Genomic DNA, 20,619 nt, shown 5'->3' with positions numbered 1-20,619 from the left:
CCTGATGAAGAAGCCGCGCGCGACCGCTGCGACAAGCGGGCCGGACGGACTGGCGCCAGCCAGCGATGTTGCGGCGATTGTTGCCGGCACGCATGGCGACCCCTTCGCGGTTCTTGGCGTCCATGAGGTCGGCAAGACCCTGTTTGCCCGCTGCTTTGTCCCACATGCCGAATTCGTCACCGCCTACACGCTGACCGGCATCATCGCGGGTGAACTGTCCAGGCGCGACGATGGCGGCTTTTTCGAAGGCAAGCTCTCGATCAAGAAGCGCCAGCCCCTGCGCTATCACGCGCGCAATGCCGCCAGCGACTGGTGGCTGACCGATCCCTATTCGTTCGGTCCGGTGCTAGGCCCGATGGACGACTATTACATCGCCCAAGGCTCGCACCTCAGGCTGTTCGACAAGCTCGGCGCCCATGTCATTGATCACGAAGGCGCTTCCGGCGTGCATTTCGCCGTCTGGGCTCCCAATGCCCGACGCGTATCGGTGGTCGGCGACTTCAACGAATGGGACGGCCGCCGGCACACGATGCGCGATCGCCGCGATACCGGCATCTGGGAACTGTTCGTGCCCGATATTGGTGCCGGACGGCCTTACAAATACGAGATCATCGGCCCTGATGGCGTGAGACTCCCGCTGAAGGCCGACCCGTTCGCCTTCAAATCCGAGCTGCGTCCGGCCACCGCTTCGGTCGTTGCCGTGCCACCGGCGCATGAATGGGGTGACGAGGCGCACCGCAATTTCTGGCGCAATGCCGATCACCGGCGCGAAGCCATTTCGATCTACGAGGTTCATGCCGGTTCCTGGCAGCTTCGCGACGACGGTACGTTCCTGTCATGGGACGAGTTGGCCGACCGGCTGATCCCCTATGTGGTCGAGACCGGTTTCACCCATATCGAATTCATGCCGATCTCCGAACACCCCTATGATCCGTCCTGGGGCTACCAGACGACCGGCCTCTACGCGCCGTCGGCCCGCTTCGGCGACCCGGACGGCTTTGCCCGTTTCGTCGATGGCGCCCACCGCGCCGGCGTCGGCGTCATCCTCGACTGGGTACCGGCGCATTTCCCGGTCGACGCGCATGGCCTGGCCAATTTCGATGGAACCGCGCTCTATGAGCATGCCGATCCGCGCAAGGGTTTCCATCCCGACTGGAACACCGCGATCTACAATTTCGGGCGCCGCGAAGTGGTGTCCTTCCTCGTCAACAACGCACTATTTTGGGCCGAGAAATACCATGTCGACGGTTTGCGCGTCGATGCGGTCGCCTCGATGCTCTACCTCGACTATTCGCGCAAGGCCGGCGAATGGATCCCCAACGAGAAAGGCGGCCGCGAGAACCTCGAGGCGGTCAGCTTCCTTCAGAAGATGAACAAGGAGGTCTACGGCCACCATCCGGGCGTGATGACCATCGCCGAGGAATCGACCTCATGGCCGAAGGTCTCGGCGCCGGTGCATGAAGGCGGCTTGGGCTTCGGCTTCAAGTGGAACATGGGCTTCATGCACGACACGCTGGAGTATTTCTCCAAGGAGCCGATCTTCCGCAAGCACCACCACAACGACCTCACCTTCGGCCTGACCTACGCCTTCTCGGAGAACTTCATGCTGCCGCTCTCGCATGACGAGGTCGTGCATGGCAAGGGCACGCTGCTCGGCAAGATGGCCGGCGACGACTGGCAGAAATTCGCGACGCTACGCGCCTACTATGCCTTCATGTGGGGTTATCCCGGCAAGAAGCTGCTGTTCATGGGGCAGGAGTTCGCGCAGCGCCGCGAGTGGAGCGAGGCGCGCGCGCTCGACTGGAACCTGCTCGAGTTCCGGCCGCATCGCGGCGTCTGGCAGACGGTCCGCGATCTCAACTATCTCTACCGTTCGCGTCCGGCCCTGCATGGCCGCGACTGCGAACCGGAAGGGTTCTCCTGGCTGATCGTCGACGACAGCCAGAATTCGGTTTTTGCCTGGCTGCGCAGCGCACCGGGCGGCAGCCCGGTGGCCGTCATCTCCAATTTCACGCCGGTGCCGCGCGATAATTATCGCGTGCCGTTGCCGACGGCCGGCAAATGGCGCGAAATCATCAACACCGACGCTTCGGAATATGGCGGTTCCGGCAAGGGCAATGGCGGCATGGTCGAGGCCCGGGCGGAGGGAGGAAGCATCTCTGCGACGATGCTTTTGCCGCCGCTGTCGACGATCATGCTCGAGCTTGTCGCCGACTGAGCCCGTCGACCCTGAGCAACATGTCGAGATCGAGTAACTTGGGAGGGTAGAAATGGCAGACTTGAAACGGACCCAGCCGCTGGCGCGCGATGCCATGGCCTATGTATTGGCCGGCGGCCGCGGCAGCCGCCTCAAGGAACTGACCGACCGGCGCGCCAAGCCGGCCGTCTATTTCGGCGGCAAGACGCGCATCATCGACTTCGCCCTCTCCAACGCGCTCAATTCCGGCATTCGCCGTCTCGGTGTCGCCACCCAGTACAAGGCGCATTCGCTGATCCGCCATCTGCAGCGCGGCTGGAACTTCCTGCGCCCTGAGCGAAACGAGAGTTTTGACATCCTGCCGGCCAGTCAGCGTGTTTCGGAAACGCAATGGTATGAAGGCACGGCCGATGCTGTTTACCAGAACATCGACATCATCGAGGCCTACGGCCCCGAATACATGGTGATCCTGGCCGGCGATCACATCTACAAGATGGACTACGAACTGATGCTTCGCCAGCACGTCGACGCCAATGCCGACGTCACCGTTGGCTGCCTCGAAGTGCCGCGCATGGAAGCCACCGGCTTCGGCGTCATGCATGTCGATGGCAAAGACAACATCATCGCCTTCGTCGAAAAGCCCGCCGATCCGCCCGGCATTCCCGACAAGCCGGAGTTCGCTTTGGCCTCGATGGGCATCTATGTCTTCAAGACCAAATTCCTGATGGAGCAGTTGCGCCGCGATGCGGCCGAGCCTGGCTCAAGCCGCGACTTCGGCAAGGACATCATCCCCTATATCGTCCAGCACGGTAAGGCGATTGCCCACCGCTTCGCCAAGTCCTGCGTACGTTCGACGGCCGAGAACGAGGCCTACTGGCGCGACGTCGGAACGGTCGACGCCTATTGGGAAGCCAATATCGACCTGACCGACATCACGCCTGAACTCGACCTCTACGACCGCGACTGGCCGATCTGGACCTATGCCGAATTGAAGCCGCCGGCAAAGTTCGTGCATGACGAGGATGGCCGCCGCGGTTCGGCCGTGTCCTCGCTTGTCTCGGGCGACTGCATCGTCTCGGGTGCTTCGCTGAAGAGAAGCCTGATCTTCACCGGCGCGCGCATCAATTCCTTTTCGACGCTGGAAGAAGTCGTCATGCTGCCCGACGTTCATGTCGGCCGGAACGCAAAGTTGAAGCGTGTCGTCATCGACCATGGTGTTAGGATACCGGAAGGGCTGGTGGTCGGCGAAGACCCTGCTCTCGACGCCAAGCGTTTTCGGGTCTCGGAAAAAGGCATCTGCCTGGTCACCCAGGACATGATCGACAAGTTAGGGCTCTAGTGCATGCAGGTTCTGTCGGTCACGCCCGAGATTTTCCCGCTGATCAAGACCGGTGGGCTTGCCGACGTGACCGGCGCGCTGCCCATTGCGCTCGCGGCCAAAGGCGTGAGCATGCGCACGCTCATTCCCGGCTTTCCGACTGTCATGGCCGCCTTCAAGAAAAGGAAGGCGGTGCTGCAATATCCCTTGCTGCAGGGCGGCAAGGCCTCCGTCCACTCCGTTCAGCTCGCCGGGCTCGAGCTTTTCGTGCTCGACGCGCCGCATTTGTTCGACCGTCCCGGCGGCCCCTATGGCAATGCGACCGGGGCCGATTGGCCCGACAACTGGCGGCGCTTCGCGGCGCTGAGCCAAGTCGGCGGCGACATTGCCGGTGGCGCCATCTCGGGCTACCAGCCCGACATCGTCCATGCCCATGACTGGCAGTCGGCGATGACGCTGGCCTATATGCGCTACGGCAAGGCGGTTGGCGTGCCATCGATGATGACTGTCCACAACCTCGCTTTCCAGGGCCAGTTCGGCGCCGCCATCTTTGGCGAACTCGGCCTGCCGGCAGCGGCGATGGCGCTCGACGGTGTCGAATATTACGGCGGCGTCGGCTTCCTCAAGGCCGGCCTGCAGGCCGCCTGGGCAATCACCACGGTCAGTCCGACCTACGCGCAGGAGATCCGCTTGCCGGAATTCGGCATGGGCCTCGACGGCCTCATCAACATGCGCTCCAGCGATCTCTACGGCATCGTCAACGGCATCGACACCGACATCTGGGATCCGGAAACGGACAAGCATCTGGTGTCCACCTACACGGCCAGCACGCTAAAGGCGCGTGCCCCCAACAGGGTTGCCGTGGAAGACCGCTTCAGCCTTGAGCGCGACGACAGTCCGATCGTCTGCGTCGTCAGCCGCCTGACTTGGCAAAAGGGCATGGATACCTTGGCGACAGCGGTCGATGGCATTGTTGCGACCGGCGCGCGCCTGGCCATCCTGGGCTCGGGCGATGCCGGCCTCGAAGGCGCGCTGCTTGCCGCGGCTGCCAGACATCGCGGCCGCATCGGGGTCGTTATCGGCTACGACGAGGGGCTTTCGCACATCATGCAAGGCGGCTGCGATGCCATCGTCATTCCCTCGCGCTTCGAACCCTGCGGGCTGACGCAGCTTTACGGTCTGCGCTATGGCTGTGTGCCAGTGGTGGCGCGCACCGGCGGCTTGGCCGATACGGTCATCGACGCCAATGAGGCTGCCGTCTCTGCCGGCGTCGCCACCGGCTTTCAGTTCGCTCCCAACAATGGCGGCGCCTTGCTGCACGCCATTCGCCGCCTCGTTGACGCGCACGCCAGTCCGGCGGTCTGGGAATCGTTGCAGCGCCAGGGCATGAAGGCCGATGTGTCGTGGGACAAGAGCGCGGAAAAGTACGTTGAACTCTATCGCTTGCTGCTTTCGAAAAGGGTTGCCTGAAGCATGATTCGAACCGTCCCCACCAAACCCTATTCCGATCAGAAGCCCGGCACGTCGGGCCTGCGCAAGAAGGTGCCGGTGTTCCAGCAGGAGCACTATGCCGAGAATTTCATCCAGTCGATCTTCGACGCGCTCGATGGCTTCAAGGGCAAGACCCTGGTGATCGGTGGCGACGGCCGCTTCTACAACCGCGAGGTCATCCAGAAGGCCATTGCCATGGCCGCCGCCAACGGCTTCGGCAAGGTGATGGTCGGGCAGGGCGGCATCCTGTCGACGCCGGCCGCTTCGCATGTCATCCGCAAATACAAGACCTTTGGCGGCATCATCCTGTCGGCCAGCCACAATCCGGGCGGCCCGCACGAGGATTTCGGCATCAAGTACAATGCCGGCAATGGCGGCCCGGCGCCGGAAAAGCTGACCGACGCGATCTTTGCCAAGACCAAGGCAATCTCAAGCTTCAAGATCGTCGATATCGATCCGATCGACATCGACACAACAGGCACGGTCAAGGCCGCCGGCATGACGGTCGAGGTCATCGACCCGGTCACCGACTATGCCGAACTGATGGAAAGCCTGTTCGATTTCGACGCATTGCGCAAACTGTTCAAGTCCGGCTTTCGCATGCGCTTCGACGCCATGCACGCGGTGACCGGCCCCTACGCCAAGGAGATACTGGAAAACCGGCTTGGTGCGCCCAACGGCACCTGCCGCAATTTCAAGCCGCTGCCGGATTTCGGCGGCCACCATCCGGACCCGAACCTCGTCCACGCCAAACACCTCTACGACGAGATGATGGGGCCGGACGCGCCGGATTTCGGCGCGGCCTCGGATGGCGACGGCGACCGCAATTTGATCATCGGCAAGGGCATTTTCGTCACCCCGTCGGATTCCGTCGCCATGCTTGCCGCCAACGCCCGTCTGGTGCCCGGCTACAAGGCGGGTTTGAAAGGCATTGCTCGCTCGATGCCGACCAGTGGTGCTGCCGATCGTGTCGCCGAAAAACTCGGCGTCGGTATCTATGAGACGCCTACCGGCTGGAAATTTTTCGGCAATCTGCTCGACGCCGACATGGCGACGATCTGCGGCGAGGAAAGTGCCGGCACCGGCTCCAACCATGTCCGTGAAAAGGACGGCCTTTGGGCAGTGCTCTTGTGGCTCAACATCCTTGCCGCGCGCGGCGAAAGCTGCAAGCAGATCGTCACCGAGCACTGGGCGACCTACGGTCGCAACTACTATTCGCGGCACGATTATGAGGAGGTCGAGAGCGACCGGGCGAACGCTCTGGTTGACGGACTCCGCGCCAAACTCGGTGCGCTGCCGGGCACCAGCGTGCGCGGCATGACAATCGCCAGCGCCGACGATTTTGCCTATCACGATCCGGTCGACGGCTCGACCAGCGAGCATCAGGGCATCAGGGTGCTGTTCGAAGGCGGATCACGCGTCGTCTTCCGGCTTTCCGGCACCGGCACGTCGGGCGCAACCTTGCGCGTCTATATCGAGCGCTACGAGCCGGACAAGTCGAGGCACGATCTCGACACGCAGGCAGCCCTTGCCGATCTGATTGCCGCGGCTGATGATATTGCCGGGATCAAGAGTCACACCGGTCGCAACAAGCCGAGCGTGATTACTTGACGCCTGCGGATAGCCGGCCGCTTGAGTTCGGCCTGCGTCGCGAGGCTCCCCCTTCTCCCCTTGTGGGAGAAGGTGGCCGAGCGAAGCTCGGTCGGATGAGGGGTACTCCTGCTTGGCGCAGACCTGTGTTCAAATCATCGATGCCTCAGTCCGTCCAACACCCCTCACCCGTCTCGGCGCTACGCGCCGATCCACCTTCTCCCACAAGGGGAGAAGGTGGCACCCGTTCGCGAACCTCCGAGCAAGGGCTGGAGGCCGCCGCATGAGTACGCTCGGCGCTACCGTCACCCGCGACGGCATCCGCTTTGCCGCCTGGTCGCAGACCGCCAGACGGCTCTGGGTCTCGATCTTCGACGAGCGGGGCAAGCGGGAAATCGAACGGCTTGAGCTGCGGCCGGAGGGCGAGGGGGTGCATGCGCTGTTTGTTGCGGGCCTTGGCCCCGGCACGCGCTACGGCTTTCGCGCCGATGGTGACTATGCGCCGGAGCGCGGGCTGTGGTTCGACCCCGCCAAGCTCCTGACCGATCCCTATGCCGTCGAGATCGACAGGCCTTACGCCTATGACTGGAGGCTGGCCCAGCGCCGGGGCGAGGGGGCCGATACCGCGCCGCTGATGCCGAAGGCGATTGCCGCCGCGCCGCTGAAGCGCGTGCCGGCTTCGCCGCCGCTATTCCAGCCCGGCGGCCTGATCTACGAAATTCCGGTGCGCGCCTTCACCATGTTGCATCCGGACGTCCCGGAAAAGCTGCGCGGTACGGTCGCCGCTCTCGCGCATCCGGTGGTTGTCGAGCACCTGAAAAAACTCGGCGTCGGCGCGGTTGAACTGATGCCGGTGACCGCCTCGATCGACGAGCGGCATTTGCCGCCGCTCGGGCTGCGCAACGTCTGGGGCTACAATCCTGTCACGTTCATGGCGCTCGATCCACGCCTGGCGCCGGGCGGCATCATGGAATTGCGAAATACGGTCGCCGTGCTGCGCCAGGCCGGCATCGGCGTCATCCTCGACCTCGTCTTCAACCATACGGGCGAGAGCGACAGGCTTGGCCCCACGCTGTCGCTGCGCGGCTTCGACAACCAGGCCTATTACCGGCACACATCCGACGGCAGGCTGGCCAACGATACCGGCACCGGTAACACCGTCGCTTGCGATCATCCGGTCGTCAGGGAAATGGTCCTCGACACGCTTCGCCATTTCGTCAGGGATGCCGGCGTCGATGGTTTCCGCTTCGACCTGGCGCCCATTCTGGGCCGTGTCGAAGGAACATTCGATGCCGAGGCGCCGCTGCTGAAGGCGATGCGTGAAGATGCGCTGCTGGCCGATCGCGTGTTGATCGCCGAGCCCTGGGACATCGGCCCGGACGGCTATCAGCTCGGCAATTTTCCGCCGCCTTTCCTCGAATGGAACGACAAATACCGCGACGAAATCAGGCGCTTCTGGCGCGGTGACGCCGGCATGGTCGGCGCCCTGGCGACCCGGCTTGCCGGTTCGTCCGATGTGTTTGCCGCGAAGGGACAAAACGCCAGCCGCACGGTCAATTTCATCGCCGCCCATGACGGCATGACGCTCGCCGACATCGTGCGCTACGAGCGCAAGCACAACGAGGCCAATGGCGAGCAGAATCGCGACGGCCACAACGAGAACCTGTCATGGAACAACGGCGTGGAAGGTGATGCGGTCGACCCGGCTGTGGCAGCGGCCCGCCTGAATGACCAGCGTGCGCTGCTCGCCACGCTGTTTGCCTCACGCGGCACCATCATGCTGACCGCGGGCGACGAATTCGGCCGCACCCAGCAGGGCAATAACAATGCCTTTGCGCAGGACAACGAGATCACCTGGCTCGATTGGGCCGGCCGCGACAAGGCGCTGGAGCGCTACACGGCGCTGCTCTCGACGTTGCGCCGCGCTATATCAGCGCTTTCCGACACGGGCTTCCTTACTGGCCAGCCACCGGCAGGTTCAGAGATGCCCGACGTCACATGGCTGACCGAGACAGGCGCGCCGCTCGACGAACAGAGCTGGCAGGATCCGCAGCGGCACCGCCTTGTTATGGTCCTCAGCGGTGAAGATCACCGCTTTGCCGTCATCATCAACGGCGATCGCCGGGCTTGCATGGTCACGCTGCCTGAGCGCGAAGGGTTTTTCTGGACCGCTGCCGTCGATGCGGCGGACATCTCGCGGCCGGTATCGGGGCGGACGGTGATCTTCATGATCGAGCGCGTGCAGGCCGGCACAAGGGAGAAGCGCAATGGGTGACAAGGCCGGATGGTGGCGCGGCTGCGTCATCTACCAGATCTATCCGCGCTCGTTCCAGGACACGACCGGCGACGGCAGCGGCGATCTCGCAGGCATTACGTCGAGGCTCGTTCATGTCGGCTCGCTTGGTGTCGACGCCATCTGGCTGTCGCCCTTCTTCAAGTCGCCGATGGCCGACATGGGCTACGACGTGTCGGATTACCGCGATGTCGATCCGATGTTCGGCACGCTCGAGGATTTCGATGCGCTGGTCGCCGAGGCGCATCGTCTCGGCCTGAGGATCATCATCGACCAAGTGCTGTCGCATTCGTCCGACAAGCATGACTGGTTCGTCGAAAGCCGCGCCAGCCGCGATAACCCCAAGGCCGACTGGTATGTCTGGGCCGATACCAAGCCCGATGGCGGCGCGCCCAACAACTGGCTCTCCGTCTTCGGTGGCCCGGCCTGGGAATGGGATTCGACCCGCCGGCAATATTACATGCACAATTTCCTCGCCTCGCAGCCGGATCTGAATTTCCACAATCTGGAGGTTCAGGACGCACTTTTGGAAACGGTGCGGTTCTGGCTGGAGCATGGCGTCGACGGCTTCCGGCTCGATACGGTCAATTACTATGTCCACGACCGCTGGCTGCGCAGCAATCCACCTTTGGCATCGAGCGTCGCCGGCACCAACAGCCAGACCAACACCTACCTCTATCAGGAGCATCTGTTCGACAAGACGCAGCCGGAAAACCTGTCGTTCCTGCGCCGCTTCAGGGCGCTGCTCGACGAATATGACGACCGCGCCGCTGTCGGCGAGATTGGCGATGAAGGCCGCTCCTTGCAGACGCTTGCCGCCTACACATCCGGCGGCGACACGCTCCATATGTGCTACACTTTCGACCTGCTTGGCCCGCAGTTCTCTGCGGCGCATGTACGCGGCTGCGTCGAAGCCTTCGAGGCGGCCGTTTCCGACGGCTGGGTCTGCTGGGCGTTCTCCAACCATGACGTGGTGCGCCATGTCAGCCGTTGGACAAGGCCGGACAGCGATCCCGACGCGATCGCAAGATTTTCGATCATGCTGCTCTCCTGCCTGCGCGGCTCGATCTGCCTCTACGAGGGCGAGGAACTCGGCCTGGAGGAGGCGGAGCTTGCCTATGAGGATCTGCGCGACCCCGTCGGCATCCGCTTCTGGCCGGGCGTCAAGGGCAGGGATGGGTGTCGCACACCGATGGTCTGGGAGGCCGGCGCCGACAATGCGGGCTTCTCCACTGGCAAACCGTGGCTGCCGATCCCGGCCAGCCATCGCGCCCGCGCGGCCGACGTCCAGAACGCCGACGCGGCCTCTGTGCTGACGTCCTATCGGGCCGCTCTGGCGTTGCGCAGGGAGCATGAGGCGCTGGTAACAGGCTCGATCGGCTTTCTTGATGCCGAGGGTGACGTGCTCGCGTTTATCCGCGAAGGCGACAGTGAAAGGCTGCTCTGTGTCTTCAATTTCGCCGAGGGGCCGACAACTTGGCCGTTGCCGCCTGATATCGGAGCGGTCGCGAAGCTTGATGGCGATGCCGCGGTCGTCGAGGAGGCCGAACTTTCGTTGCCCGCGCTCGGATGCTTTCTTGGCCGCCTCGACTAATTTGGCGCTTTGGTCGCCTTACTGGACAAGCACGGAACGCCCGCATGTCGCGCCGGTGACCCGAACATCGGCTTCGCCGACACCGACACCCAGCGCTGAAAGCACATTGTAGAGAAGGTCGTCGACGGGTGCCGTTATGCCGTTCAGCACGGCCACCACCGCCGGCTTGACTGCTCCGAGCAGGGCGGTGAGATCGATCCCCAGACCAAGCGCATTGACCGAAAGCGACAGGTTGCTGACCAGCGACGTGGTGAGCGACTGTGTGATGTTGCGCGTCGAAACGGTCCTGATCGTCTTGTTGGCGATATCGGTCGCATCGAAGGTCAGCGTCGTCGGGTTGTTGTTGGTGATCGCGGTGGCGGCGGAGCCCATCACCTGTATCAGCGGAATGTTGATCAGCAACAGCTTGAGGCTCACATCCGCGATTTCCGCGTCGGTGAATGTCTGCGGTTGGCTGAAGTCGCCAAAGCCTGAGGTGTTGCTGTTGGCCAGATGCAGCGCGGCAATGCCTGGGTGCGCCGCGATGGAAACCTTGATGCTGGAAGGCCCTGTCGGACAGGTGATGTCGGTCAGTCTGGCTTCGGCATAGGCGACTTCCACATTGAGCGGCAGATTGACGGCCAGCAGGCTGATGCCGCCGCCGAGACTGGGTGTGCCAACCCCGACGCTGGCCACCAGCTTGATACGCGTCTGGGCCGTGCGCACCGTGGTGCCGATTCCGCCGATCGCGAGCCATGGCGAAAATTGCGCCGGCTCGCCAATGGCAATGGTAAGCTGAGTGGAAAGAAGCCCCGGTACGGTGGCTCCGAGATTGACCTGAGCCTGGTTGGTGCCGTTCGCCAGCACGGCGGCGGCGGTCAGCATTCCCATGGCGCTTGCATCGACCCCAAGGCCTGTCGGAGTTTGTCCCAGTCCAAGGCTGCCCACGGTGCCTAGGTCGACAAGGCTGCTGAGCGGGATCTTGACCGTACTGGTCGACTTGGAAGCGATCGTCTGCAGCGCGACCTTGGCCGTGTTGCCTAGTCCGGGCACGTTGGCCATGGCGGTGGCGATCTGACCGACGGTCGCCTTGGAGGCCAGCACATCCGAATAGGTGCCTCCGGTCACGTTCACTTGTGTGGCAAGGGCACTTATGAAGGAAAGGACACTGACGTCGGCCGAGATCAATCCGTTGTAGTCCATGACGCTGAGCGAGATATTGCCGCCGAGAAGTCCGCCGAGAAGCGCGTTGAGGATGCCGCCATTGACGCTGGCGAGCCTCGACCCGACCGAGAACGTCGCCTGCGGCGTCATGCTGGCGGTGGCCTCCGTGCCGATGACGGGAGTGGGGATCAGCGAACTTGCGAAATAGCGGGCGGGAATCTTCTTCAGGGTGACCCGGACTGCATTGTAAGGTGTTATGCTGGCCTGGAAGCGCTGGCTCACATTGGTGCCGGATGCCGCGTATCGTCCTGGCGTCACCGACACCACTGTTTTGCCGACGGCCGGCGCGATCGTCTGCCCCGAGCCTTGAACGACCACCCCTGGCATGCCGTTATCAGTTAGCGTGGTCACGACAGCTGTGTTGATGTTGGTGATGTTCGAGGCGGCGGTGATCGCCGCCAGGTCGACCATTGCCTGGGCTTCGCGGCGCTCGGTGTAGATCGAGGCTTCGTCGATGGCGACGGCAGCCAGCGCAAGCCCGACCGGCGCCATGAGCGCCGTCATCACGGCAAAATTTGCCTTTCTGTCACTCAGCATTAGCCGCGCCAGCCGGCCAATCTCTTTGCGCGCATGCGGCAACATTCAGATGCCTCCGACCCGTATCGTTGACTGGCGTGTGATCGTGGTCCTTGGCATCGCGATGCCCGGAAAGAGATTCCATATCGGCAGGTTGTGGGCATCGTATTGGATGGAAACCACGAACTGGCTGCCATCGGCTGTGCTGTCGTTGGCCTGATAGGTCAGCTTGCTCGCATCGACGAAGGGATATCCGCCGGCATTGTTGGTGACGAAGCTGGCCACGAGCGTTTGCCGTTCGGTCTGGTTCATTCCCGCAATGGCTGTCCGTGCGGCGTCCGCCGCGATTTGCTGGATCGAGTTGGCCGCACCGAAATATATGCCGTACGCAACCATTCCGAGCAGGATGAGGATGAAGATCGGTGAGAGCATGGCGAACTCAACCGCCGAAGTTCCCGAAGTATTTGTCCGGAATCGGTGACTTCTGGCCATGAGAACGAGGTTGCGAACCATGGCGCTGAACATGCCAAAGTTCGCATGCAAAAAGCGGAAACTCTAGGTGCAACCTGGAGGTGCGAGTGATTGAAAGGAAGTTCTAATTTAGCAAATGTCTCTTTTATTTCTGATTGTTGACTTAAGGTCACTCAGTACTCGGTTGAAAAGAGCTTACCTCCTGTCTAGTCTCCTGCCACCAGCCGCAGGAAGGGAACCGGCGGCGCGCTCAAAGGAGTCAGATATCGGCTCCGGGGCGTCAACACGTAAAGGCGCGCCGACGGCAGCGCCGACAGGGAGAACTTCATGCTGAAAAACATGCTGAAGGCGACGGTATTCGCCACGACGATGGCGCTGGCCGCCGGCACGTTCTACACGCCGGCTTTCGCCGAGAGCGTCTACAACCGCGGATCCGCCGCCGAGGCGGAGACGCTCGATCCGCACAAGACCTCGACGGTCTACGAAGCCGATATCATACGCGACCTGTTCCAGGGCCTCGTCATGCATGACCAGAAGACGAACCTCATTCCGGGCGCCGCCGAAAGCTGGACGGTGTCCGATGACGGCACCGTCTACACCTTCAAACTGCGCAAGGACGGCCTCTGGTCGGATGGCAGCCCGGTGACGGCGGACGACTTCGTCTATTCGTTCCGTCGGCTGGAAGATCCGGCCACCGCCGCCGAATACGCTTCCATGCTCTATCCCGTGAAGAACGCCGAGGAAGTCAACACCAAGAAGGGCAAGCCGGAGGATATGGGCGTCAAGGCGCTTGACGCAAATACCCTCGAAGTCACGCTGAAGGCGCCGACGCCTTACTTCCTGGAGATGCTGACCCACCAGGCGACCTATCCTGTCAACAAGGCGTCTATCGAAAAGCTTGGCGCCGACTGGATCAAGGCAGGCAAGCTGGTCTCCAACGGGGCCTTTACGGCGGCGGAGTGGATTCCCAACGACCATCTGAAGCTGGTCAAGAATCCGAAATTCTGGGACGCCGCGACCGTCAAGTTCGACGTGGTCAACTACATTCCGACCGAGGATCGCTCGTCGGCGATGAAGCGCTTCGAGGCCGGCGAACTCGACAGTTACGGTGACCTGCCGACCGAACAGCTCGCCGATCTCAAGACCAAATTCGGCGACCAGATCCGTGTCGGGCCATATCTTGGCACCTATTATTATGCGGTCAAGACCGACAAGGCGCCGTGGGACAATGTCGAGCTGCGCAACGCCATCTCAATGGCGATCGATCGCGACTTCCTGGCGGAGAAAGTCTGGCAGAATTCGATGCTGCCCGGCTATTCGATGGTACCTCCGGGCATCGAGGGTTACACGCCGGCACTGGCCAAATACGCCGACATGCCGCAGATCGACCGCGAGGACGCTGCCAAGAAGATCCTCGAGAAGCTCGGCTATACACCCGAGCATCCGTTGAAGATGGAAATCCGCTACAACACCTCGGAAAACCACAAGAACACCGCTGTCGCCATCCAGGAACAGTTGAAGCCGCTTGGTGTCGAGATCACGCTGCTCAACACCGACACCAAGACCCACTACGGTTTCCTCGAGCAGAAGGGCGACTACGACGTGGCGCGCGCCGCCTGGATCGCCGACTACAAGGACCCGGAGACCTTCCTCGGCATCTCGCGCAAGGCCAGCGGCAACAATTATTCGAACTACGATAGCCCAGCCTATGAAGCCGCCATGGACAAGGCCGCCGCCGCCGGCGGCAAGCCCGAACAGCGCATGAAGGATCTCGCCGAGGCCGAGCGCATCCTCGTCGATGACGTCGGCGAGATCCCGCTTCTCTACTACAGCTACCACGACATCGTTTCCTCGAAGCTGCATGGCTTCGACGACAATGTGATGGACATCCATCCGTCCCGCTTCATCAGCAAGGACTGATCCCTTGGCTGGGCCGCCGCGCAACCAATGCGCGGCGGCTCTGGTTTGCCATCGCATCGGCCCGGGAACCGGATTCGATTTTCGACAATGTCGGTGCGAAGATTTGAAGGCTAGAGCGCAATCGTCCAGCTGGACGTCCGCTGCTCTGGATCAAGCGGGGCACCGATGCTGCGATATGTATTAAGGCGGCTTCTGACCGCCATTCCGACGCTGTTCGTCATCGTGACCATGGCGTTTTTCCTGATGCGCGTCGCGCCAGGCGGTCCGTTCAACCAGGAGCGGGGGCTCAGCCCCGAGATCAGAGCCAATCTCGAAGCCCAGTTCGGTCTCAACGACCCGCTCTGGCTGCAATTCGTCCACTATCTCGGCAATCTTTTGCGCGGCAATTTCGGCCCGAGCTACAACATGCCGGATTTCACCGTCACCGAACTGTTCGCCAAGGGTCTGCCTATTTCGGTCCAGCTCGGTGCGTCGGCTCTCATCCTGGCGCTTCTGCTCGGTTCCGTGCTCGGCACCATCGCCGCGCTCAACCAGAACAAGCTTGGCGATTATACGGTGATTGCCCTGGCGACTGCCGGCAGCACCATCCCCACCTTCGTCATCGCGCCGGTGATCCAGCTCTTGTTCGGACTGACCTGGAAGCTGCTGCCGATCGGTGGATGGGGCGATGGCGCTTTCATCAACAAGGTCGGCCCGGTGCTGACACTCGCGCTGCCGCAGATCGCCATTGTCGCCCGGCTGATGCGCGGCTCGATGATCGAATCGCTGCGATCCCATCACATCCGCACAGCGCGCGCGCTCGGCCTCTCCGATTGGTCGGTGGTGGTCAAGCACGCGCTGCGCGGCGCCATCCTGCCGATCGTCTCCTTCACCGGCCCGGCAGCCGCGGCACTGCTGACCGGCTCGGTCATCGTCGAGACGATTTTCTCCATTCCTGGCGTCGGCCGCTATTTCGTCGATGCCGCGCTCAACCGCGACTACACGCTGGTGATGGGAACGGTCGTCGTGATCGCCATCTTCACCATCGTGTTCAACCTGATCGTCGACGTCATGTACGCGGTCGTCGATCCGAGGGTGCGCTATGACTGACATCGCAGCAACGGCTCCCGCCGTCGTCGGCCGCTCGCTCTGGGGCGATGCCTGGGCGCGCCTGAAGGCCAATCGCGCCGCCATGTTCAGCCTCTATTACCTCGCTTTGATCGCGGCCATCAGCGTGTTCGGTCCCTCACTCGTGCCGCATCAATACACGACCATCTATGGTGATTATGTGCGCACGCCGCCAAGCCTTTCGGCCTATCCGAAGGCCGACACGATCGAGACGGCGGTTACCGAAGCGATCAAGCGCATGCGGGTCGACATCAAGGAGTGGCGGCAGGAAGGCAACCAGGTCTTCGTTACCGTCAAGTCGACCAAGCCGATCGACGACCGCAACATCCGCTATCTCGACCGTTCCGATGCCTTCGACGACACCAAGATCGAAAGCAAGTCGCCTGACGGTCTCGAAGTGACGATGAGCGCCTCGATCAAGCAGCAATATTTCCTGTTCGGTACCGACAACACCGGCCGCGATCTGTTGTCGCGCACGCTGATGGCCGGACGCATATCGTTGGCGATCGGCCTGCTCGCCGGCATCGTCGCGGTGGTCATCGGTGTGATCTACGGTGCCGCGGCTGGCTTTGCCGGCGGCAAGATCGACGAGGTGATGATGCGCATCGTCGACGTGCTCTATTCCTTGCCCTTCATCTTCTTCGTCATCATGCTGGTGGTGTTCTTCGGCCGCAACTTCGTGCTGATGTTCCTGGCCGTCGGCGCCGTGCTGTGGCTCGACATGGCGCGCATCGTGCGCGGCCAGGCGCTGTCGATCCGCCGCCAGGAATATGTCCAGGCGGCGGAGGCCATGGGTGTCGGCCAGCGCGGCATCCTGCTGCGCCACGTCATCCCCAACCTGCTCGGCCCGGTCGTGATCTACATGACGCTGCTGGTGCCGCAGGTCATCATCCTGGAGAGTTTCCTATCGTTCCTCGGGCTCGGCGTGCAGGAGCCGATGACCAGCTGGGGCGTGCTGATCTCGGTCGGCGCCAAGAACATCGGCACGGCCAACTGGCTACTTCTGTTTCCCGCCTTCTTCCTCGTCTCGACGCTGTTCGCGCTGAACTTCGTCGGCGACGGCCTGCGCGACGCGCTCGACCCAAGGGATCGCTAAGATGGGGATCGCTAAGATGGGGATCGATAAAGATGGGGATCGCTGAAATGGCTGCTTCCGAAACGATCCTCAGCGTCAAGGACCTGCGTGTCCGCTTCCGCACGCTCGACGGTGCGGTCGAGGCGGTCAAGGGCATCAACATCCACGTCAACGCCGGCGAGACCGTTGCCGTGGTTGGCGAATCCGGCTCCGGCAAGAGCCAGACGATGATGGCCGCGATGAGCCTGCTGGCATCGAATGGCGAAGCGACAGGCAGTGTCGATTATCGCGGCCGAAACCTTCTGGCACTGAGCAAATCCGAACTCAACAAGGTTCGTGGCCGCAAGATCAGCATGATCTTCCAGGAGCCGATGACCTCGCTCGATCCGCTCTATTCGATCGGCAACCAGCTGATCGAACCGATCCGCCGACATCGGGGCTTGAAGGCCGCCGAGGCGCACGAAGAGGCGCTCAAACTGCTGCGGCTGGTGCACATTACCGATCCCGAACGGCGGATGAAATCCTATCCGCACGAAATGTCCGGCGGTCAGCGCCAGCGCGTGATGATTGCCATGGCACTCGCCAACGACCCCGACATTCTGATCGCCGACGAGCCGACGACAGCGCTCGACGTGACCATCCAGGCGCAGATCCTGATGCTCTTGGCCGAATTGCAGCGCAAGCTCGGCATGGCGATCGTCTTCATCACCCACGATCTTGGCATCGTCCGTCGCTTTGCCGACCGGGTCTACGTCATGCGCCAGGGCGAGGTTGTGGAAGAGGGCGAGGCGGAAGCCATCTTCGTCAACCCGCAGCATGCCTATACCAAGATGCTGTTGGCGGCCGAGCCGACCGGCAATAAGGCGCCGCCGCCCGCCAATGCTCCGGTGTTGCTCGAAGGTAGGAATGTCGAAGTGACGTTCAGGATCGGCGGCGGGTTTCTTGCTGGCGAGCCGCTGATGCTGCGTGCCGTCGATCACATCTCGATCCGGCTGCAGCGCAACCAGACCATCGGCATCGTCGGTGAATCCGGCTCGGGCAAATCGACGCTCGGCCGCGCCTTGCTGCGATTGTTGCCAAGTGACGGTCTCATCCGTTTCGGCGACCGCGACATTTCCACTGCCGACCGACAGACGATGCGGCCGCTACGGCGCCAGATGCAGCTCGTCTTCCAGGATCCGTTCGGTTCGCTGTCGCCGCGCATGACCGTCGGCCAGGTCATCACCGAGGGGCTTCTGGTGCATGAGCCGAACCTTTCGGGCAAGCAACGCGACCAGCGCGCGGTCGAGGCCTTGCGCGAAGTCGGCCTCGATCCCAACGCACGCAATCGCTACCCGCACGAATTCTCCGGCGGCCAGCGGCAGCGCATCGCCATTGCCCGCGCCATGATCCTGAAGCCCAAGCTGGTGGTGCTGGACGAGCCGACCTCGGCGCTCGACCGCTCGGTCCAGAAGCAGATCGTCGAACTGCTGCGCAAGCTGCAGGCCGACCACGAACTGTCCTACCTCTTCATCAGCCACGACCTGTCGGTCGTGCGCGCCATGGCCGACTACATCATCGTCATGAAACAGGGCAAGATCGTCGAGGAGGGACCGACCGAGGCGATCTTCAGCAATCCGCAGCACGTCTACACACAGACGCTGATGGCCGCGGCGATCGACGTCACGCGTTTCCGATTGAGCGCCTGAGACAGTAGTCACCAAGAGGCGCAAAGCACCAAGGCAGCGCCTGTTCACTCAGTCCATTGACCTCGGCACTTATTTGCTCGTACCGCGACGATGGCGTCTTGCTGCTGCTTCAGTCGGTCGATCCTGGCCGTTTCACGGTCGGCGACCGCGGCTTTCACGCGCGAGCCGCCCAGCAGCCAGCGTGGAACGTTGGTGTTCGCGACCTTGCCGCGGGTGATTGCGGTTCGCGAGATGTCACGGGCGATGCCTCCCAGCGTGCTGTTGAGCTCGGTGCATGTCATCGAATCGTATTTTGCCGGATCGACGGTTCTGCCGATCGATGAACAGCCGGCGACGAGAAACAGCGCGATCATCAGGGCCGGTGGCGAGGCTGTCGTCGAATTCAAATTCATATCGCATCCGGCTTGCCGTTTCATTGACCCCATCATACCGCACCGAAGTACCTAGGGCCGACGGCCATGTCGTCAAAGTTTGCGGCCGCGACGGGACCCAGCCACCGAGCTGGGCGTTGTCGGTCAATGCAGTAGCGTTCTTCCCATCGCGCCCGCCTCCCAAAATTATCGGACCATTCATCCAATTTCCCTGGAAATTCTCACGCTGCCTCGGCAACGAATGTCGTCGGGTCGTCCCCCTCGAGCACTGCCTGAGCGATACTGATCTCGTTTTCATCGACATGCGCGGTCACCAAAACGATACCCTCTGCGATACTTCGATCATCCGGCTTTGCGGCAGTCGTGGTGAATGTTGCGAGCAGGCCGCCGGCAACGCCGCCAAAGACTGCGCCTGCCACCGCTGTTGCCGATAGTCCCGCAGCAAGAGGATTGATGGCGTGAACGGCAACGGCGCCCAGGCAGGCCAACCCGCCAGCACCAGCGCCAACGATGGACGCCAGAGCGAGAGCCCATAGAAATCCCGCTTCGTCCTTATAAGGTCCAATGATGGCGATCTGTACCCGAGGAATTCCGGATCCCACAAGGTCGCCGGCGACCCGGGCCCCTTCGGCAGGCGAATCAAAAAGTCTGCTGATTGTTGGCATGGTCACTCAAGGCTTTTGACTGTTCAGCAACATATCGGTGACGAAAGACGCGGCAATCAGGTCGTCACCCTGAATTCGACCCTCGTGGTCCTCCAGGATGGCCGCGACCTTCTGGAAGGTCTTCATTTCGCTTTCGGTGATCTGAGCCTCCTGCATCCTGGCTTTGAGGTCAGCCACGCGCACTCCCAGCGCTTGGGATTTTTCAGTCTCACGGTTCGACATGGCGATCTGCGTCCGTTTTATTGGGAAGCCCGTCGCCTCGAGGGCGGCGGGCTTCAGCCGTAAGCGGCTGGTTCAGTCGATGATCTTGATGATCTTGTGGGTGCCCGGATCCACAACAACTGTCCGGTTGTCGATCACTGTGTAGCGGTATTTGACGTTGGGGACTTCGTGAAGCTCGACCGTGTCGGGCAGCGCTGTTCCGATATTGAGTTCCACACCGGGAACCTTCACCGAAGCGAGGGGCTGCTTCTTCACATATTCACGGATGACTGTTTCCTGCTCGGGCTGGATGATGATGTCCTCGGCTGCGGCTGCGCCGACACCCGCAAGCAGCAGAAGCGACGCCGCGGCGGCGGCAAGATGCACTTTCATGAATTCCTCCTTTGCAAACCGACGCAGCACAACAACGTCTGCGCCCAACCAACCGAACTTTGGGCAAGCGCAAACGTTCCCGAGGCTGGGCTTCGGTCGGGCGGGGCGGGGGACTTAAGTCTGATCGCAAAACGCAATGGTCTTACCAAGGGCGTCGCCCGGAACGGCCACTGTTTGCGGTCGTTGTCGGCTGCAAGTTGTGGGAGGAAACCAATGGAGAAGAGTGTTGGCCAGGCACGCTGGTTGCTCGCACCGGTCTTCGCAGCGGCCATCACTTTGATGGTGATTGGAATGGCTCTTGGCTGATCGTCCAGGAGAATTAGCGACGAATTTTGCACATCGGCGCAGCTACGTCCCTTCCTGTGCCGATAGGGAGTTCGCTCGCGGGGTGCAAATCCTGGCGAGCGAACTCTCATTTCCATACCCGCCGCAACCGGGCATTTTGGTCCCTTTCGAGTGAAGGAGGCCAGGCGCCGTAGTCGGCGTCGCTGACATATTCCAACCAGTCCACGACCTTGCCATCTTT

The 20,619-nt window shown here is 62.1% G+C and carries 15 protein-coding genes and 1 pseudogene; 10 read left to right on the top strand and 6 right to left on the bottom strand.

The genetic code is table 11. From position 1 onward, the window contains the following. Positions 1 to 4: 4 nt before the first annotated feature. From glgB to bglA, 6 genes are all read left to right on the top strand, one after another. Entirely contained in the window at positions 5 to 2,218 is a 2,214-nt protein-coding gene (gene glgB / locus NKI38_RS19035) for a 1,4-alpha-glucan branching protein GlgB (RefSeq protein WP_352659732.1), read from the top strand. Between the two features lie 52 nt (positions 2,219 to 2,270). After that, entirely contained in the window at positions 2,271 to 3,536 is a 1,266-nt protein-coding gene (gene glgC, locus NKI38_RS19030) for a glucose-1-phosphate adenylyltransferase (RefSeq protein WP_352626707.1), read from the top strand. 3 nt (positions 3,537 to 3,539) lie between these two features. Then, the gene (glgA, locus tag NKI38_RS19025; RefSeq protein ID WP_352659731.1) at positions 3,540 to 4,985 is read left to right on the top strand and encodes a glycogen synthase GlgA; all 1,446 of its coding nucleotides are present in this window, start codon (positions 3,540 to 3,542) and stop codon (positions 4,983 to 4,985) included. A gap of 3 nt (positions 4,986 to 4,988) precedes the next feature. Next, positions 4,989 to 6,617: an alpha-D-glucose phosphate-specific phosphoglucomutase gene (locus NKI38_RS19020; RefSeq protein WP_352659730.1), complete on the top strand. Its 1,629-nt coding sequence runs from the start codon at positions 4,989 to 4,991 to the stop codon at positions 6,615 to 6,617. Between the two features lie 262 nt (positions 6,618 to 6,879). After that, positions 6,880 to 8,871, top strand: a complete 1,992-nt coding sequence (glgX, locus tag NKI38_RS19015; protein ID WP_352659729.1) for a glycogen debranching protein GlgX — start codon at positions 6,880 to 6,882, stop codon at positions 8,869 to 8,871. After that, on the top strand, positions 8,864 to 10,483 hold the full coding sequence (bglA, locus tag NKI38_RS19010) for a beta-galactosidase BglA (protein ID WP_352659728.1): 1,620 nt from the start codon (positions 8,864 to 8,866) through the stop codon (positions 10,481 to 10,483). Before glgX ends, bglA begins: the two co-directional genes overlap by 8 nt. Positions 10,484 to 10,501: 18 nt before the next feature. Here the strand turns inward: bglA and NKI38_RS19005 are convergent, their stop codons facing one another. Both NKI38_RS19005 and NKI38_RS19000 read right to left on the bottom strand, forming a co-directional pair. After that, positions 10,502 to 12,268, bottom strand: a complete 1,767-nt coding sequence (locus tag NKI38_RS19005; RefSeq protein WP_352659727.1) for a Tad domain-containing protein — start codon at positions 12,266 to 12,268, stop codon at positions 10,502 to 10,504. Further along, entirely contained in the window at positions 12,269 to 12,727 is a 459-nt protein-coding gene (locus tag NKI38_RS19000) for a TadE/TadG family type IV pilus assembly protein (RefSeq protein WP_352659726.1), read from the bottom strand. Positions 12,728 to 13,000: 273 nt separating this feature from the next. Here NKI38_RS19000 and NKI38_RS18995 point away from each other — a divergent pair. From NKI38_RS18995 to NKI38_RS18980, 4 genes and pseudogenes are all read left to right on the top strand, one after another. Continuing rightward, positions 13,001 to 14,341: pseudogene (locus tag NKI38_RS18995) on the top strand (peptide ABC transporter substrate-binding protein); the annotation flags it as partial. A 417-nt stretch (positions 14,342 to 14,758) separates the two neighbouring features. Continuing rightward, positions 14,759 to 15,682 (top strand): ABC transporter permease subunit, encoded by a 924-nt coding sequence (locus NKI38_RS18990; protein WP_352626719.1) that lies wholly within the window; start codon positions 14,759 to 14,761, stop codon positions 15,680 to 15,682. Continuing rightward, positions 15,675 to 16,796 (top strand): ABC transporter permease, encoded by a 1,122-nt coding sequence (locus NKI38_RS18985; protein ID WP_352659724.1) that lies wholly within the window; start codon positions 15,675 to 15,677, stop codon positions 16,794 to 16,796. Before NKI38_RS18990 ends, NKI38_RS18985 begins: the two co-directional genes overlap by 8 nt. Before the next feature lie 47 nt (positions 16,797 to 16,843). Further along, a complete protein-coding gene (locus NKI38_RS18980; protein WP_352626723.1) occupies positions 16,844 to 18,463 on the top strand; it encodes an ABC transporter ATP-binding protein in 1,620 nt (539 codons plus the stop codon). A 44-nt stretch (positions 18,464 to 18,507) separates the two neighbouring features. Here the strand turns inward: NKI38_RS18980 and NKI38_RS18975 are convergent, their stop codons facing one another. The 4 genes from NKI38_RS18975 to NKI38_RS18960 all read right to left on the bottom strand — a co-directional run bounded on the left by NKI38_RS18975 (position 18,508) and on the right by NKI38_RS18960 (position 20,093). Beyond that, entirely contained in the window at positions 18,508 to 18,855 is a 348-nt protein-coding gene (locus NKI38_RS18975; protein ID WP_352626725.1) for a hypothetical protein, read from the bottom strand. 200 nt (positions 18,856 to 19,055) lie between these two features. Further along, a complete protein-coding gene (locus tag NKI38_RS18970; protein WP_352659723.1) occupies positions 19,056 to 19,499 on the bottom strand; it encodes a hypothetical protein in 444 nt (147 codons plus the stop codon). 6 nt (positions 19,500 to 19,505) lie between these two features. Beyond that, positions 19,506 to 19,721 carry a hypothetical protein gene (locus NKI38_RS18965; RefSeq protein ID WP_352659722.1) on the bottom strand — a complete coding sequence of 72 codons (216 nt, stop codon included), beginning with the start codon at positions 19,719 to 19,721 and terminating at the stop codon, positions 19,506 to 19,508. Between the two features lie 72 nt (positions 19,722 to 19,793). Next, positions 19,794 to 20,093: a DUF1236 domain-containing protein gene (locus tag NKI38_RS18960; RefSeq protein ID WP_352626731.1), complete on the bottom strand. Its 300-nt coding sequence runs from the start codon at positions 20,091 to 20,093 to the stop codon at positions 19,794 to 19,796. Positions 20,094 to 20,619: the final 526 nt, after the last annotated feature.

The organism is Mesorhizobium sp. M0621, assembly GCF_040320745.1.
In the GTDB taxonomy this organism is placed as follows: Bacteria; Pseudomonadota; Alphaproteobacteria; order Rhizobiales; family Rhizobiaceae; genus Mesorhizobium.
The sequence above is the reverse complement of the archived record's forward strand: the minus strand, read 5'-3'. Positions and strand labels throughout refer to the sequence as shown.